Below are 14835 nucleotides of genomic sequence, written 5' to 3'. Positions count from 1 at the left end.
TTACCGATCGCTTACGCCAGCGCGGCCCGGAGCCGGTCCTCCTCGACCTTCCAGTAGCCGTGCTCGGCGCCGTCGACCAGGATCACCGGCACCCGGTCGCCGTACTCGGCCTGCCACTCCGGGTCGCTGTCGACGTCCTCGGCGCGCCACGGCACGCCCAGCTCGGCGCAGATCCGCTCGACGTCCCGCTCCGCCTGGACGCACGACGAGCAGCCCTGGCGGGTCATCACGGTCACTTCGTGGGCCATGGGGAAATCATCCCCGCAGCTGGACCCGGCGCAGCTTCCCGGTCGCCGAATGCGGCAGCCGCTCGGCGAACTCGACCGTGTGCGGCACCTTGTACCCGGCCAGCCGCTCCGCGCAGTGCTCGACGACCTGCTGCTCGGACAGCGACGCACCGGGCGCGGGCACCACGACCGCCTTGACCGCCTCGCCGCTGCGCTCGTCGAGCACCCCCACCACGGCCGCCTCGGCGACCCCCGGCAGACCGGCGATGACCTCTTCGACCTCGTGCGGGTACACGTTGAAGCCGTTCACGATGATCAGGTCGTTGGCGCGGTCCACCAGGTGCAGGTCGCCGTCGCTGTCCAGGAACCCGACGTCGCCGGTGCGGAACCAGCCGTCCGCGTCCGGCCCGTGCGCCCCGTCCGGCCAGTAGCCGGAGAACAGGTTGGCGCCGCGGATCGCGACCAGGCCGGTGCCGTCGCCGTCCTCCTCGAACACGTCCTCCGGGTCGTCCGGGTCGAGCGGCACCGGCTCGCCGGAGCCGTCCGGCCCGACCAGCCGGACCTCGACGCCGGGCAGCGGCCGGCCCGTCGAGCCGGGCTTCGGGTAGCCGGTGACCAGCGTCGACGTCACCACCGGCGCGGTCTCGGTGAGCCCGTAGCCCTCGAAGACGCCCAGCCCGGTCTTCTCCCGGATCGCGGCGAGGACCTTCGGGTGCAGCGGCGCCGCGCCCGAGGTGAGCAGGCGGACCGTGCCGAGGCCTGCGGCCAGCTCGTCCGGCTCCAGCTGGGCCAGCTCGGCGTACATCGCGGGGACCCCGCCGATCACGGTGACGCGGTGGTCCACGCACGCCTGCAGCGCCTGCCGCGCGTCGAACCGCTCGGCCAGCACCGCCGTCGCGCCCACCGCGGTGCTCAGCAGCAGGCCGGGGCCGAGGCCGTAGACGTGGAACAGCGGGATGGCGATCAGCACCCGGTCCGGGTGCCCGACCGGCGCCGGGTCGATCCGGCCCAGCTGTTCGAGGTTGGCCAGCAGCGCGCGGTGCGACAGCATCACGCCGCGCGGCGGCCCGGTGGTGCCCGAGGTGTAGGACAGCACGGCGATGTCCTCACCGCCGCCGCGGACGGGGAAATTCGCACCGGGACCGATTTCCGGCCGCAGCACCGGCGCGTCGTCCGTCCCGTCGTCGGGGTTCCGGCTGATCACCAGGCGCGCGCCGCTGTGGGCGAGCACGGTGTCCAGCTCGGGGCGCGGGGCCAGCGGCGAGACCGGCACCGCGATCGCACCGCACCGGGTGACGCCGAAGAGGGTGACGGCGAAGTCCGCCGAGGTGGGCAGCCGCAGCGCGACCCGGTCGCCGGCACCGACGCCCCGGTCCGCGAGGCGTTGCGCGAGCCCACCGGCGGCCGCGTCCAGCTGCGACCAGGTCAGGCTGACGCCGGCGGCGGTGTCGATCACCGCGACGGCGTCCGGCCACTGCTCCGCGGCGCCGGTGAGCAGGTCGGCGATGTTGCCGGTTTTCATGGGGTCAGTGTGGCACCAGCTCACCCGTCATGGGGAAGCTCGGCGATCGTCGCTCTTCCGAGACCCCCGCCACTACCTACTTCCGGGTAACTACCCGTATGCTGCTTCTCGCGTCGTAGTGGTGATGATCACTCGGGTCGGACGAAGGAGTCGCCGTGACGAACTGGCTTGCCGCCCGCCCAGCGGGTCTGCACGTCGGCACGGTCACCCGCGTGCACGAGGTGCCGGACGAGCAGGCGGGGCCGTGGGCCCTGGTCCGCGCTGCCCAGCAGGGTGACACCGCCGCCTTCGGCGCGCTCTACGACCAGTACGTCGACGTCGTGTACCGCTACGTGTACTTCCGCCTCAGCGACCGCGAGCTCGCCGAGGACATCACGAGCGAGACGTTCCTGCGGGCGCTGCGGCGCATCTCGTCGGTCAGCTACCAGGGCCGCGACGTGGGTGCCTGGTTCGTCACCATCGCCCGCAACATCGTGCTCGACCACCTCAAGTCCAGCCGGTACAAGCTCGAGGTGGTGACCGACGAGGTGGCCGACTCGGGATCCGCGCCGTTCGCCGCGCCCTCGGGCGCGGAACCGGGCCCGGAGCAGCAGGCGGTCACCAGCGCGACGCGCGACGCGCTGTTGTCCGCGATCGCCGGGCTGGGCGAGGACCAGCGGGAATGCATCGTCCTGCGGTTCATCCAGGGCCTGTCGCTGGCCGAAACAGCGCAGATCATGAAGCGCAACGAGGGCGCCATCAAGGCGTTGCAGCACCGCGCGGTGCGCAAGCTCGCCCAGCTCCTCCCGGACGGGTGGCGCTGAACGCGTAACAACCGGACGGTTTGCGTCGTTGCAGCAGGTGTGGACGAGCACCGGTGGACGGCGCGCGAGCTGGAAGTCATCTCCGGTCTCCGCGGGCTCGGTCGCGCCGTCGAACCGGACGACGACACCAAGGCGCGGATCCGCGCCGAGATCTCGCGGAAGCTGGATGCGGAACCCAGCAGGCGGCGCCGCGCGCTGGCGACCGTCCTCGCCGGCGCGGCCGCGCTGATCGTCTTCGTCGGCGGGGTCGGCCTGCTGCTCTCCCGCGGCTCGCTGCCCGGTGACCCGCTCTACGGCATGAAGCTGGCGAGCGAGGACGCCGAGCTGCAGCTCACCTTCGACGAAGCCGCGCGCGGGTCCAAGCACCTGCAGTTCGCGTCGAACCGGCTGGACGAACTCGCCGCGATGCCGTCGGCGGACACCGGCGCTTTTCTGACAACGTTGTCGGCATTCGCCGCGGAGGCGACGGCCGGGACGGCGCAGCTCACGGTGCTCGGTGTGCAGGGCGACACGGCCCGGCTGGACCAGCTGCGGACGTGGGCGAGCGAGCAGGCGGGCAAGCTCGCCGCCCTCGACGTGCCGGACGGCGCCCGCAACGGGTTCACGCAGGCCGGAACGCTGCTCAACCGCATCGACGCGCGGGCGGCGGCGCTGGCCGGGCGGCTGTCCTGCTACCGCATCACCACCGGCGAGGCGGACGACCTCGGCGCGGTCCCGGCCACCGGCGAGTGCGCCGTGCCGCCGGACGCGCTGCTCGGGATCCCGTCGGGCGCGCCGCTGCCGCCGGTGAGCACGGTGTCCCCGCCGCCGGTGGAGATCGCCACGACGCCCACCGCGCCGGGCAGCAGCGCCCCGGTCGTGCCCACCGCGACCGGCCCGGTGCCCCCGTCGAGCAGCGGATGGACGCCGACGGTCCTGCCGCCGCCGATCAGCGCGCCGACCAGCACCCGGCTCCCCACCCCGACGACCACGACGCCACCGCCGCTGATCTCGATCCCGCCGCTGATCCCCGGCCTGCCGGGGCTCGGCATCGGCTAGTGCAGGACCTTCAACCCCACGACCCCGGCCACGATCAGCCCGAGACACACCAGCCGGGCCGCGGTGGCCGGTTCGCCCAGCGCGACCATGCCGTAGACGGCGGTGCCGATCGCGCCGATGCCCACCCACACGGCGTACCCGGTGCCGATGGGGATCGACCGCATCGCGTAGGAGAGCCCGGCCATGCTGGCGACCAGCGCGACGACGAACAACACACTGGGCCCCACCCTGGTGAAGCCGCGCGCCGCGTTCAGCGCCGCGGCCCAGACGGTTTCCAGGATCCCGGACACGATGAGCACGATCCACGCCACGACGAGAAACCTCCGAACGAAAGCCGACGTCCTCCCACGTCGTCTTGTCCTGCCGGGTACGACGTCTCGTCCGGGGTGGCGCGCCACCGCCGCCGACGTTACCCCGGCCCGCGTCGCTGGGCGCGGAACACCACGAACAGCAGCCGCAGCCCCAGCAGCGCGCTGACCACCAGCAGGTTGTAGCCGAACAGCTGGTTCAGCGTCAGCTCCGGCAGCACTCGCGGCCCGCCGGTGCTCGCGAGCAGCAGCACCGCCATCAGGCCGGTCGCGGCGCCGGTCAGGGCCAGCAGCACCTCGTGCAGCATGCCGAAGACCACCGCGCGGTCCCGTTCGTCGGCGAAGGTGCGGACGTTCACGGTCAGCCGGCCCTGCTCCAGCGCCGACGTCAGCCGGTCCACGCGGCGGGGCAGCCGTCGCAGCACCGGCAGCAGCGCGAGCAGCTCGTCGGTCGCCGCGCCGCGCAGGGACCCCGGCTGCAGCCGCTCCCCCACCAGGGACCCGGCGAACTTCCGGGACTCGCCGAGGATGTCGAACCCGGGCGACAGCAGCCCGAGCGTGCCCTCCACCGTCGCCAGCGCGCGGAACACCGCCGCGATGGCGGGCGGGATCGACAGCCGGAACTCGGCGATGATCCGGAACAGGTCGGTGAACATGTCCACGTCCGGCGATCGCCCGTGCGACAGGTGCTTGGCCATCAGCGCGCCCAGCGCCCGCTCCAGGCGCTGCTCGTCGATCTCGTCCGGCCGGTCCACGATCTCCAAGAGCCCGTCCCGCAGCCCCTCCGGATCGCCGCGGTCGACGGCGGCGAACAGGTTCGCCAGCCCGCCGCGCAGTGACGAGTCGAGCCGGCCCACCGAACCGAAGTCGAGGAGGCCGAGGTTGCCGTCGGCGAGCAGCAGGACGTTGCCCGGGTGCGGGTCGGCGTGGAAGACGCCGTGCAGCAGGACCTGCCGCAGCAGCGAGTCGAGCAGGCCGCGGGCCAGCACCGCGCGCCGCTCGGCCGGGACGTCGCCGATGCCCTCCCGCACCGGCACGCCGTCCAGCCGCCGCATGACCAGCACGCGTTCGCCGGACAGCTTGGCGTGCACGGCGGGCAGCGCGAGCCCCGTGCCGTTCTCCGCGGCGGCGACCGCGGTGAGGTTGCGGGCCTCGACCCGGAAGTCCAGCTCCTCGGTGAGCGCGGCGCGGAACCCCTCGGCGAGGTCGAGGACGCCCAGCGACCGGGCCCAGGCCGCGCGCAGCTGCAACGAGCGCGCGACGCGGAAGACGATGTCCAGGTCGCGCTCCACGATCCGGTCGATGCCCGGCCGCCGCACCTTGACGACCACGTCCTCGCCGCTGTGCAGCCGGGCCCGGTACACCTGCGCGATCGACGCGGCGCCGAGCGGTTCGGGGTCGAACTCGGCGAACACCTCGGCGGTCGGGCGGCCCAGCTCGGCCTCCAGCTCGCGCTCGATGTCGGCGAACGGGGCGGGCGCGACGCGGTCCTGCAGCAGGCTCAGCTCGTCGACGAACACCTGCGGCAGCACGTCCGGCCGCGTCGACAGGACCTGGCCGAGCTTGACGAACGTCGCGCCGCCGTCCTCCAGCGCGCGCCGCAGCGAGCGCGCCAGGGTGGCGTGCCTGCCGGAGTCGGTGACGCGACGGCCGGTCAGGTACGGCCCGATGCCGTGCTTCACCGCGATCCGCATGATCTGCGAGTACCGGCGGGTCCGGGCGAACCGCGCGCGCAGCGCCCGGAGGCGGCCGAGCAGCCCGAGCCCGCCGCCGCTGGGGACCGCCATCTCGGCGAGGAACAGAAAGATCAGCGTCGCCAGGAACGCGCACCCCGCGAGTGGGATGAGGAAGCCCAGGTAGACGGGGTCGGAGTCGCGGGTGAGGGGCGCGATCCGGACGGCGAGGCCCCCGGCGACGGCCCACCCGGCGGCCGCGCCGAGCAACGCCCGCAACGCCCCGATCCGCACCCCGAGCACGCGGCGCGAAGCGACCACGAGCGGCCACAGCATCAGGACGTAGACGGGCACGCTGAGCAGCCCCAGCAGCACGGTCGACATGACGATTCCCCCGGGGTCGCAGTCACTGCCCCGAATCGAAGCACATCGGCGCCAGGCGCGGAGGGATCGCCTGATCCGGATCCGTGACGTGCTCGCTACGCTGACCCCAGGGACGAGCGCAGGAGGCGGTGTGCGTGTGGCGCAGCAGGGGTGACGGCCCGGAACGCGAGCGGCTCGCCGAGATGGCCGGCGAGGCGTCGGCCGACGCCGCCGTGGCCATGGAGTCCCAGCTCGACGTGCCGCCCGCCCCGCCGGACCTGACCGCGGCCGCGTTCTTCGACGTCGACAACACGATGATGATGGGCGCGTCGATCTTCCACTTCGCCCGCGGTCTCGCCGCGCGCAAGTACTTCACGACCTCCGATCTGGCCGGGTTCGCGTGGCAGCAGATCAAGTTCCGGGTCGGCGGGCGCGAGTCGCACAGCGGCGTGCAGTCCAGCCGTGAGCAGGCGTTGTCGTTCGTCGCGGGCAAGACGGTCGCCGAGATGAACCAGGTCGGCGAAGAGATCTACGACGAGCTGATGGCCGACAAGATCTGGTCGGGCACGCGCGCGCTGGCCGAGATGCACCTCAACGCGGGCCAGCGGGTGTGGCTGGTGACGGCGACGCCGGTCGAACTGGCGGCGATCATCTCCCGGCGGCTCGGGCTGACCGGCGCGCTGGGCACGGTCGCGGAGCACGTGGACGGCGTCTACACCGGGCGGTTGGTCGGGGACCTGCTGCACGGCCGGGCGAAGGCGCACGCGGTGCGGGCGCTGGCCGCGCGGGAGGGCCTGAACCTGCGGCGCTGCACGGCGTACTCGGACTCGTCGAACGACATCCCGATGCTGTCCGTGTGCGGCACGGCGGTGGCGGTCAACCCGGACGCCGGCCTGCGCGAGGTGGCACGCGCCCGCGGCTGGGAAATCCGCGACTTCCGGACCGGCCGGAAGGCCGCGAAGATCGGGGTGCCGTCGGTGCTGGGGGCGGGCGCACTGGCCGGCGCGGTGGCGGCCGGAATGGCCTACCGCCGCCGCTGACCCCAGCCCCCGCGCGACCCCCGCGGCACCTCCGCCCCGCGCCGTGTTTGCCGCCCCGGACACCGAGTTGGCCCCTCCGGCACCGGATGGGCGGTTCCCGGCGGCGAGTCGTTCCCTGCTGGGGCGTGTTGGCCATCCCCGGGTGGCGTGTTGGCCGCTCCGGGCAGCGTGTCGGCCCCCGAAGTGAAAAACGGCCGCGCAGGCGGGCGGCCGCTGACGCCGCACGCCCCAACCGGGCGCGGCGAACCTACGGCCGCCGTTGCGGTCGCCGGTTCCGCGTCGACTCACCGGCTGGGATGCCGGTGACCAGGTTCGCCACCTTCAGCACGGTGCCCACCACCCGGCCCACCGTGTACCCGATCCGCTTGATCAACCCCATGCCACCAGGATGGCACGGAGCCGCTCAGTCCTTGAACGCGCTCCGCCGGTGCGCCAGCCTCCGGTACAGCGTCGTCTGGATGGACTCGCGCACCTGGTCGGTCAGCGAGAACACCAGCATCGGGTCGTCGAGGTCCTCCTCGGCGAAACCGTCGGTCCGGATGGGCTCCCCGAACTCGATGTGCCACTTCGTCGGCAGCGGGATCGCGCCCAGCGGCCCGAGCAGCGGGAAGAACGGCGTCACCGGGAAGTACGGCAGCCCGAGCAACCGCGCCAGCGGCTTCAGGTCGCCGATCTTCGGGTAGATCTCCTCCGCCCCGACGATCGAGCACGGGATGATCGGCACCCGCGTCCGCAGCGCCGCCGACACGAACCCGCCGCGCCCGAACCGCTGCAACCGGTACCGCGCCGAGAACGGCTTGCCGATGCCCTTGTAACCCTCCGGCCACACCCCGACCAGCTCGCCCGAGCACAGCAGCCGCTCGGCGTCGGCCGTGCACGCCAGCGTCTGCCCGGTCTTGCGGGCCAGCGCCCCGAGCAGCGGCGTCTGGAACACCAGGTCCGCGCCGAGCATGCGCAGGTGCCGGTGCCCCGGCGTCTCGTCGTGCACGGCGACCGCCGTCATCACCGCGTCCAGCGGCACCGTGCCGGAGTGGTTGCACACGATGAGCGCGCCGCCGTCTGCGGGCAGGTTCTCCGAGCCGTGGGTGGTCACCCGGAAGTACTTCTCGTACAGCAGCCGCAACGGCGGCAGCAGCAGGTTGTCGGTCAGCTCCGGGTCGAACCCGAACTCGTCGACTTCGTAGTCGCCGGTCAGCCGGTGCCGCAGGAACCCGAGGAACCTGCTCAGCGCGTCCGGTTCCGGTGCGGGCGGCTCCTCCGGCGCGCTCCTCGTCGGGAACGCCACGACGGGCGCGTCGGCGGGGGTTTCCCCGGCGCGCGCCTCGACGTCCGCCGGCTTCTCTCGTCCGGGTGCGTGCAGGGGGATGACCTGGGCTTGCGCGCTGGTCGTCACTTCTCTTGCCCCGCTTTCCTCTCTTCGGTCATCGGACTGCCGCCAGCACCTTGCCGGCCGCTCCGGCCAGCTGCTCACCGTCCAGCACGGGCCGCAGACCGCGCCCGGTGACGTAGTCGTCGAAGGCCGCCTCGGTGGACCACCGCGGCCGGTAACCGAACACGTCGGTCAGCCGCGTCGTGTCGACGACCCGCCCGTAGTTCAGCAAGCGCACCTGGTCCGGCGAGAAGTCGACCCTCGCGCCACGCAGCATCTTGGCCACCGTGCCCACCATGGTTCGCGGCACCGGCAGCTCGACCCGGCCCGCGCGCCGGATCGCTTGAGACAGTGTGAGTACCCCGTCGCCGCCGGCGTTGAACACGCCCGGTTTGTCTTCCAGGGTCGCTTTTTCCAGGATCGCCAGCGCGTCCGACGAATGGAGCAACTGCAGGCGCGCGTCGTAGCCGAGCACGGTCGGCACGACCGGGAGCGCGAAGTAGCGGGCCAGCACGGTGTCGACGTCCGGCCCGATGACGTTGGTGAAGCGCGTGGTGGTGATGGTGAGGTCGGGCCTGCGGCGGGCCAGGCCGCGCACGTAGCCCTCCATCTCGACGGCGTCCTTGGCGTAGCCGCTGGACGAGGTCGGGATCAGCTCGGAGTCCTCGGTGAAGACGGCCGGAGAGCGGGGCCCGGCGCCGTAGACGGCGGCGGTGGACTTCACGACGAGCTTGCGCACCCGGGGCGCGCGCTGGCAGGCGGCGAGCAGGCGCATCGTGCCGATGACGTTGACTTCCTTGATCGCCGTGCGGCGGGCCGGGCCTGCCGGGTGCACGGTGGTCGAGCAGTGCACGACCGTGTCGACGCCCGCGGAGTCGATGACCTTGGCGATCAGCGGGTTGCGGATGTCGGCCCGGACGAACTCGGCGTGGCCGAGGCGCTGCAGGACCTTGCGGGGCGGTGGCGCGGTGTCGACGCCGATGACCCGCTCCAGGTCCGGGTTGTTGCCAAGCCGTACCAGCAGCCTGCCTCCGAGTTCGCCGCCGACCCCGGTGACCAGCACGACGTTGGACGCCATGAAACCCCCTGACAAGGGTGTGGGATGTGGTGTTCGCGGCAGTGGCCGATGCTACCCCGGACCCGGGCCGGAGTCAGGAGGCCTAACACGCTATTAACCCAGGTCAGGGACTTTGGTCACTGATCGCCGGAAAAAGCGCACGGCCCGCCCAGGATCTGGACGGGCCGCGTGAAGAGGCGTTCGCGCAGGATTTACTTGCCCTGCTTGCGGCGCTGCATCCGCGTCCGGCGCAGCAGCTTGCGGTGCTTCTTCTTGGACATGCGCTTGCGGCGCTTCTTGATCACCGAGCCCACAGGTGCTCCTTCACGTTTCGTCTGCTTCACACGCTGCCCAGCGCAACGTCCAAAGAGTTGAAGCGCTACAGGCACGAGCGGCCTTTAAGGTTACCGGGCGGGCCCGCGCACCAGCGCGGGCCCCCGGCCTAGTGCGTGTTTGAAGCGGCGGAGCCGCTCGCACCACGCTCGCAACTTGCATCGCAGCGGGTTGCTCTACCCGCAGCGCCACGCAAGCTGCTTCCACACCACTGTTCAGCCCACATCGAAGTAGGCACTCTCCAGGTATTCGTGGACTGCCTTCTCGGGCACCCGGAACGACTTGCCGACGCGAACGGCCGGTAGCTCGCCCGAGTGCACGAGCCGGTAGACGGTCATCTTGGAGACCCGCATCAGCGAGGCCACCTCGGCGACCGTCAGGAACTGGACCTGCCCGACGGCGGGCACGTCCTTGTTGTTCGACGGCATACGTCACCGTGCCCTTCGACACGTGCCGTGCCGCTCGGCTTCCCCACCGGGCGGTACCGACACGCACGTGCTTCACCCTTGAGGGTAGCGGGACACCTGGGGCCAATGCGACGCCCGGCCGGTACTTTCCCGCGAAAGAGCCCACTCGGCGGAGCCCGTTCGGCCTAGTCAGACGCGGTGCGCGCGGGTTTATTCGTGGGCTTTGCCGAGTTCGACGGACCGGTCCCTGGCCGCCTCGATGGCCGCCAGCAGCGCGGCCCGCACGCCGTGCTTCTCCAGTTCGCGGATCGCGTTGATCGTGGTGCCCGCGGGGGACGTGACGGCCTCCCGCAGGATCACCGGGTGCTCGTCGGTCTCGGCGAGCATCTTCGCGGCGCCCACGGCCGACTGGATGATCAGCTTCTCCGCCACCGCGCGGGGCAGGCCGAGCAGGATGCCGGCGTCGATCATGGCCTCGACCAGGAAGAAGAAGTACGCGGGCCCGGACCCGGACAGCGCGGTGACGGCGTCCTGCTGCGCCTCGGGCACCTCGACGACCTGACCGACGGTGCCGAGCATCTCCTTGACCAGCGCGACGTGCCCGGGCGTGGCGTGCTTGCCGGGCGACACGGCGCTCATCGCCTCGCCGACGACCATCGGCGTGTTCGGCATGACCCGCACGACCGGCACGCCGTCCGGCAGCCGACGCTCGTAGAGGCTGGTGGGCAGGCCCGCGCAGAGCGACACGACCAGCGAGCCCGGCCCGACCAGCGGCGCCAGCTCGGCCAGCACGGGCTCGATGTCCTGCGGCTTGACGGCGACGACGAGCACGTCGGCGCGCTTGGCCGCCTCGGCGACCTCCACCCCGGCGATGCCGTAGCGCTCGGTCAGCTCGGCGGCGCGTTCCGGGTGGCGTTCGGTGAACAGCAGCTCCTCGGCACTGCGACCGCCCTGCAGCAGGCCGGCCAGCAGCGCCTCACCGATCTTCCCCGCCCCGAGAACCGCGATAACCGTCATGGCACCAGCGTGCCAAATCGTGCTCGGCCCACCGGTGCCAGGGTGAGCACGACGCCTGGCCCGGCCGGCGCGACCACCCCGCCGCCGTCCGGGGCGGACAACGCCGGCCCATCGGCGAGCCCGCTCAGGGGCCGGCTCCAGGATGAGCGCGACCGCCTCCACGAGCGGCGCGACCACCCGGGCAACCGTGCTGGGGTGGCGCAGCGGCGGGCCCCAGGGCAAGGCCGGCCCAGCATCGAGGAACAGCCCTCGCCCTCAGGTGAGGCATCGCAACGGCAACGGCGCCGCCCAGCGCGCACGACGCCGACTCCCGGGCGAGCCCGCTCAGGGGGCCGGTGCCAGGGCCAGCTGCCGCGCCTGGCAGACCAGCCGTCCGGCCGAGTCGATGACCGTCGCGTCCGAGTCGAACCACGCCTCCTGCACCGTGCGGCAGTCGACCTGCACGCGGAGCCACCCTGGCGCCGGCCGGGCGCGCACGAGCGCCGTCAGCTGGGCCGTCGGCGCCCAGCCCATCCGCCCGAGGTTGAACACCACCGGCGGGTTGATGTCGCCCGCGAGCAGCGCGAAGTACGTGTCCGGCACCGAGTAGCGCGGCTTCACCCACAGCCGCAGCCGCGGGTCGCCGTTGCGGCCTGCCAGGTACCCGGCGGTCGCCGGGTCGATCCGCACGTCGCAGCCCTTCGCCAGGTTGAACACGCCCTCCGACGTCTCCCCGGCCAGGTGGATCGCCCGCGGCGGCGGCTCGACCGGCATCTGCGGCAGGTCCGCCCAGTCCGCCCGGCGCACCGGCAGCCGCCCGGTGGTGACCGTCGCTTCGACGCAGCTGCGTCCCCGCTGCTCCAGCCGCACCGCGACGACCGTCGCCCGGCGGCCGACCTTCCGGATGTCGGTCCGCAGCAGCGCCGGGCCGATCGCGGGCGGCCGGAGGAACTCGGCGCTCACGGCCAGCGGATCGGTCGAGGGCTCGCCGCGTTCGGACAGCACCGCCAGCGCCGCGCGGGCCATCAACGCGATCAGGAATCCCCCGTGCGGGTGGGTGCCGATCGACCACTCGTGCCGCAGGTCGGCCGTCAACGTGCCGTCGCCCAGCGACCGGACCGCGCACGCGGCCTCGAAGGACGCGGGCTCCGGAACCTCTGCCGCGCTCACGAACGGCTTACCAGCGCGCGCAGGAAGAACGACAGGTTCGCGGGGCGCTCGGCCAGCCGCCGCATCAGGTACGGGTACCAGTGCTCCCCGAACGGCACGTAGACGCGCACCGTCTCCCCCTCACCGGCAAGGCGCCTCTGCTCGTCGGGGCGGACCCCGTAGAGCATCTGGTACTCGTAGCTGCCCTGCTTGCGGCCGTACCAGCGGGCGCGCTCGGCCAGGATGGCGATCAACCGTGGGTCGTGCGTGGCGAACATGGGGTAACCGTCACCGGCCAGCAGCGAGTTCGCACAACGGACATAACCGAGGTCGACCTCGTGCGCCCGCGTGAACGCCACCTCCTCCGGCTCGGCGTAGGCCCCCTTGCACAACCGGATCCGCGAGTCCGCCACCGCCAGCGCACGCACGTCGTCCTCGGTGCGGCGCAGGTACGCCTGCAGCACGCCGCCCACCCACGGCCAGGTGCGGCGCAGCTCGGCCAGCACGCGCAGCGTCGCGTCCGTCGTGGTGTGATCCTCCATGTCGAGCGTCACGGTGGTGCCGCACTGCTCGGCCGCCGCGCACACCCGGTACGCGTTGTCCAGCGCGAGCCGCTCGTCCAGCCGCAGGCCCAGCGCGGACAGCTTGACGCTCACCTCGACCCGCGCCGCCAGGCCCTCGGCGTAGAGCCGGTCCAGCAGCGCCAGGTAGGTCTGGACCGTCCGCTCCGCCTGCCCGGTCTCGGTGACGTCCTCGCCGAGGTAGTCCAGCGTCACCCACAGGCCGTCGTCCACGAGCCGGGCGACGTGCGTCACCGCGTCCGCGATCGTGTTCCCTGCGACGAACCGCTCCACCACTCCCGACGTTCCCGGGGTTGTCGCCACGAGGTGGCGGACCACCTCGCTTCCGGCGGCGGCGAGGATCAGCGAGCGCAGCGGGTTCACAGCGGAAACTTTACGTGTTCATCTATCGGAAGCCCATGATCCGCGCCGCCCCCGAACGGGAGAAGTTGATCTTGTAACGAGCCTCACTGGCCCAGGTGGAACCGCGCGAACAGCAGCGCTTCGGCAAGATCGCGGGCGCGGTCCGCGGCGCTCACCGCGCGCCGCGTGTTGACCTCGAGAACCACCTGACCGGTGAACGACGCCGCGACCAGCTTCTCCAGCAGCTCCGCGCACGGCTGGTTCCCACGGCCCGGGACGAGGTGCTCGTCCTTCGGGACACCCGTCCCGTCCGCGAGGTGCACGTGCGTCAGGCCGCGGCCCATCCGCTCGGCCAGCTCCATCGCGTCCATCCCCGCCGCGGCGCTGTGCGACAGGTCGAGCGTGTAGTGGCGATACCCGACTTCCGTAGGGTCGATCGACGGCCGGAACGCGGACACCCGGGCATCCTTGCGGCCACCCGGCGGCCGGACCTTGAACATGTTCTCGACCGCGATCTCGACCCCGGTCTCGTCCTCCAGCTCGGCCACCAGGTCGGCGAACATGTCGCCGTAGCGGCGCTGCCACCGGAACGGCGGGTGCACCACGACGGTGCGCGCATCCAGCTCGATGGCCGCCTCGACGCTGCGCCGCAGCCGCACCGCCGGGTCCGGCGACCAGACCCGCTGCGTGATCAGCAGCGACGGCGAGTGCACGGACAGCACCGGCACCCCGGTCTGCCGCGACAGCCGCCGCAACGCCCCGACGTCCTGGCTGAGCGGGTCGACCCAGACCATCACCTCGACCCCGTCGTAACCCAGCCGCTGGGCCAGCTCGAAACCGGCGCCGGCCCGCAACGGCCAGACCGACGCGGTGGACATCCCGATCGGTACCGGCACGCTCGCGCTACCTCGACAAGAGCAACAACGCCGCGGGCGAGACGGTCACCACGAGACCGACCAGCACCGCGAGCACCGTGGTCTGGATGTCGTCCGCGCGGCGGATGCGCCGCACGATCCACACCAGCCCGACGATCACGACCAGCGCGGCGATCAGCGCGGCGGCCGGGATCTGGCCCCACAGCCAGTTGAAGCCCAGCCACACGGCCGCGCCGCCGACCACGCCACCGGCCAGCTGGCCGGCCATCGACAGCCACTGCTTGGCCGGCGAGGGCTCCGGCTCCCGCTTCTTCGCGCGGGCGGGCTCGTCGGCGTCCGCCGCGGGCTCGTCGTCGTAGTCGTAGGGCTGCTCGGCGGCCTCCTCGGCGGGGCCGAAGTCGCCGAACTCGTCGACGTCGTCGTCATCGTCGGCGAACGGGTCGTGGAACCCGGTGGCCTCGAGCGCCTCGCCGGGGTCGTCCTGGGGCGGACGGCCGGGCGCGAACGGCGCGTGGAACCCGGTGGGCTCGTCGGGGTCCGGCGCGTCCCGCACCGGCGGCATCAGGCCGACCTCGGTCTCCTCCTCCGCCGGGGTCTCGTCCCGGCCGCGGCGCCAGCGCTGCAGCCCCGCGGGCGGCGCGGACAGCCCGGCGGGCGGCGCGTCCGGGGCGGGCTCCTCGGCCGGCTTGACCTCGCCGACCGGCTCGAACTGCTCCGTGCTCGGGTCCGGCGGCGGGGTGACCCGCGCCGGG

16 protein-coding genes, 1 pseudogene and 1 riboswitch are annotated in these 14835 nt (G+C 72.7%); of the genes and pseudogenes, 3 read left to right on the top strand and 14 right to left on the bottom strand.

Annotation, left to right across the window (positions count from 1 at the left end):
* Positions 1-11: 11 nt before the first annotated feature.
* Positions 12-248 carry a glutaredoxin family protein gene (locus tag AMY39116_RS0309100; RefSeq protein ID WP_020417380.1) on the bottom strand — a complete coding sequence of 79 codons (237 nt, stop codon included), beginning with the start codon at positions 246-248 and terminating at the stop codon, positions 12-14.
* A 7-nt stretch (positions 249-255) separates the two neighbouring features.
* Positions 256-1749: an AMP-binding protein gene (locus tag AMY39116_RS0309095; RefSeq protein ID WP_020417379.1), complete on the bottom strand. Its 1494-nt coding sequence runs from the start codon at positions 1747-1749 to the stop codon at positions 256-258.
* A gap of 212 nt (positions 1750-1961) precedes the next feature.
* Here AMY39116_RS0309095 and AMY39116_RS0309090 point away from each other — a divergent pair, with 212 nt between their 5' ends.
* Both AMY39116_RS0309090 and AMY39116_RS0309085 read left to right on the top strand, forming a co-directional pair.
* Positions 1962-2552 (top strand): sigma-70 family RNA polymerase sigma factor, encoded by a 591-nt coding sequence (locus AMY39116_RS0309090; protein WP_235716097.1) that lies wholly within the window; start codon positions 1962-1964, stop codon positions 2550-2552.
* Positions 2553-2591: 39 nt separating this feature from the next.
* The gene (locus AMY39116_RS0309085; RefSeq protein WP_020417377.1) at positions 2592-3590 is read left to right on the top strand and encodes a DUF5667 domain-containing protein; all 999 of its coding nucleotides are present in this window, start codon (positions 2592-2594) and stop codon (positions 3588-3590) included.
* On the opposite strand, the gene AMY39116_RS0309080 is transcribed toward AMY39116_RS0309085, so the two are convergent.
* Complete coding sequence (locus AMY39116_RS0309080; protein WP_020417376.1) at positions 3587-3901, bottom strand: multidrug efflux SMR transporter; 315 nt, start codon at positions 3899-3901, stop codon at positions 3587-3589. The two genes, AMY39116_RS0309085 and AMY39116_RS0309080, sit on opposite strands and share 4 nt — an antisense overlap.
* Before the next feature lie 33 nt (positions 3902-3934).
* A riboswitch (guanidine-III (ykkC-III) riboswitch) is annotated at positions 3935-3997 on the bottom strand.
* Positions 3998-3999: 2 nt separating this feature from the next.
* Positions 4000-5955: an AarF/ABC1/UbiB kinase family protein gene (locus tag AMY39116_RS0309075; protein WP_020417375.1), complete on the bottom strand. Its 1956-nt coding sequence runs from the start codon at positions 5953-5955 to the stop codon at positions 4000-4002.
* Between the two features lie 182 nt (positions 5956-6137).
* On the opposite strand from AMY39116_RS0309075, the gene AMY39116_RS0309070 reads away from it, so the two are divergent.
* Complete coding sequence (locus tag AMY39116_RS0309070; protein ID WP_223843283.1) at positions 6138-6974, top strand: HAD family phosphatase; 837 nt, start codon at positions 6138-6140, stop codon at positions 6972-6974.
* Between the two features lie 247 nt (positions 6975-7221).
* On the opposite strand, the gene AMY39116_RS47790 is transcribed toward AMY39116_RS0309070, so the two are convergent.
* The 10 genes and pseudogenes from AMY39116_RS47790 to AMY39116_RS46580 all read right to left on the bottom strand — a co-directional run.
* Entirely contained in the window at positions 7222-7353 is a 132-nt protein-coding gene (locus AMY39116_RS47790; RefSeq protein ID WP_020417374.1) for a hypothetical protein, read from the bottom strand.
* A 24-nt stretch (positions 7354-7377) separates the two neighbouring features.
* Positions 7378-8367, bottom strand: coding sequence for a lysophospholipid acyltransferase family protein (locus AMY39116_RS0309060; RefSeq protein ID WP_020417373.1), 990 nt, complete (start codon positions 8365-8367; stop codon positions 7378-7380).
* 28 nt (positions 8368-8395) lie between these two features.
* A complete protein-coding gene (locus AMY39116_RS0309055) occupies positions 8396-9421 on the bottom strand; it encodes an NAD-dependent epimerase/dehydratase family protein (RefSeq protein ID WP_020417372.1) in 1026 nt (341 codons plus the stop codon).
* A gap of 191 nt (positions 9422-9612) precedes the next feature.
* Positions 9613-9714, bottom strand: a complete 102-nt coding sequence (locus AMY39116_RS45315) for a 30S ribosomal protein bS22 (protein ID WP_017986394.1) — start codon at positions 9712-9714, stop codon at positions 9613-9615.
* A gap of 234 nt (positions 9715-9948) precedes the next feature.
* Positions 9949-10161 carry a helix-turn-helix domain-containing protein gene (locus tag AMY39116_RS0309045; RefSeq protein WP_017986393.1) on the bottom strand — a complete coding sequence of 71 codons (213 nt, stop codon included), beginning with the start codon at positions 10159-10161 and terminating at the stop codon, positions 9949-9951.
* A gap of 189 nt (positions 10162-10350) precedes the next feature.
* A complete protein-coding gene (gene proC / locus AMY39116_RS0309040) occupies positions 10351-11157 on the bottom strand; it encodes a pyrroline-5-carboxylate reductase (RefSeq protein WP_020417371.1) in 807 nt (268 codons plus the stop codon).
* 324 nt (positions 11158-11481) lie between these two features.
* The gene (locus tag AMY39116_RS0309035) at positions 11482-12306 is read right to left on the bottom strand and encodes a thioesterase family protein (RefSeq protein WP_020417370.1); all 825 of its coding nucleotides are present in this window, start codon (positions 12304-12306) and stop codon (positions 11482-11484) included.
* Positions 12303-13229: a proline dehydrogenase family protein gene (locus AMY39116_RS0309030; protein ID WP_020417369.1), complete on the bottom strand. Its 927-nt coding sequence runs from the start codon at positions 13227-13229 to the stop codon at positions 12303-12305. The genes AMY39116_RS0309035 and AMY39116_RS0309030 overlap by 4 nt, the downstream gene beginning before the upstream one ends.
* Positions 13230-13312: 83 nt before the next feature.
* Positions 13313-14086 carry a sugar phosphate isomerase/epimerase gene (locus tag AMY39116_RS0309025; protein WP_020417368.1) on the bottom strand — a complete coding sequence of 258 codons (774 nt, stop codon included), beginning with the start codon at positions 14084-14086 and terminating at the stop codon, positions 13313-13315.
* Positions 14087-14111: 25 nt separating this feature from the next.
* A pseudogene (locus tag AMY39116_RS46580) lies at positions 14112-14835 on the bottom strand (hypothetical protein); the annotation flags it as partial.

The sequence above is a fragment of the Amycolatopsis sp. ATCC 39116 genome (genome assembly GCF_000231075.2).
Taxonomy (GTDB): Bacteria; Actinomycetota; Actinomycetes; order Mycobacteriales; family Pseudonocardiaceae; genus Amycolatopsis_E; species Amycolatopsis_E tucumanensis.
Note: the sequence above shows the minus strand (reverse complement) of the source record. Positions and strands in the feature narration are given on the sequence as shown.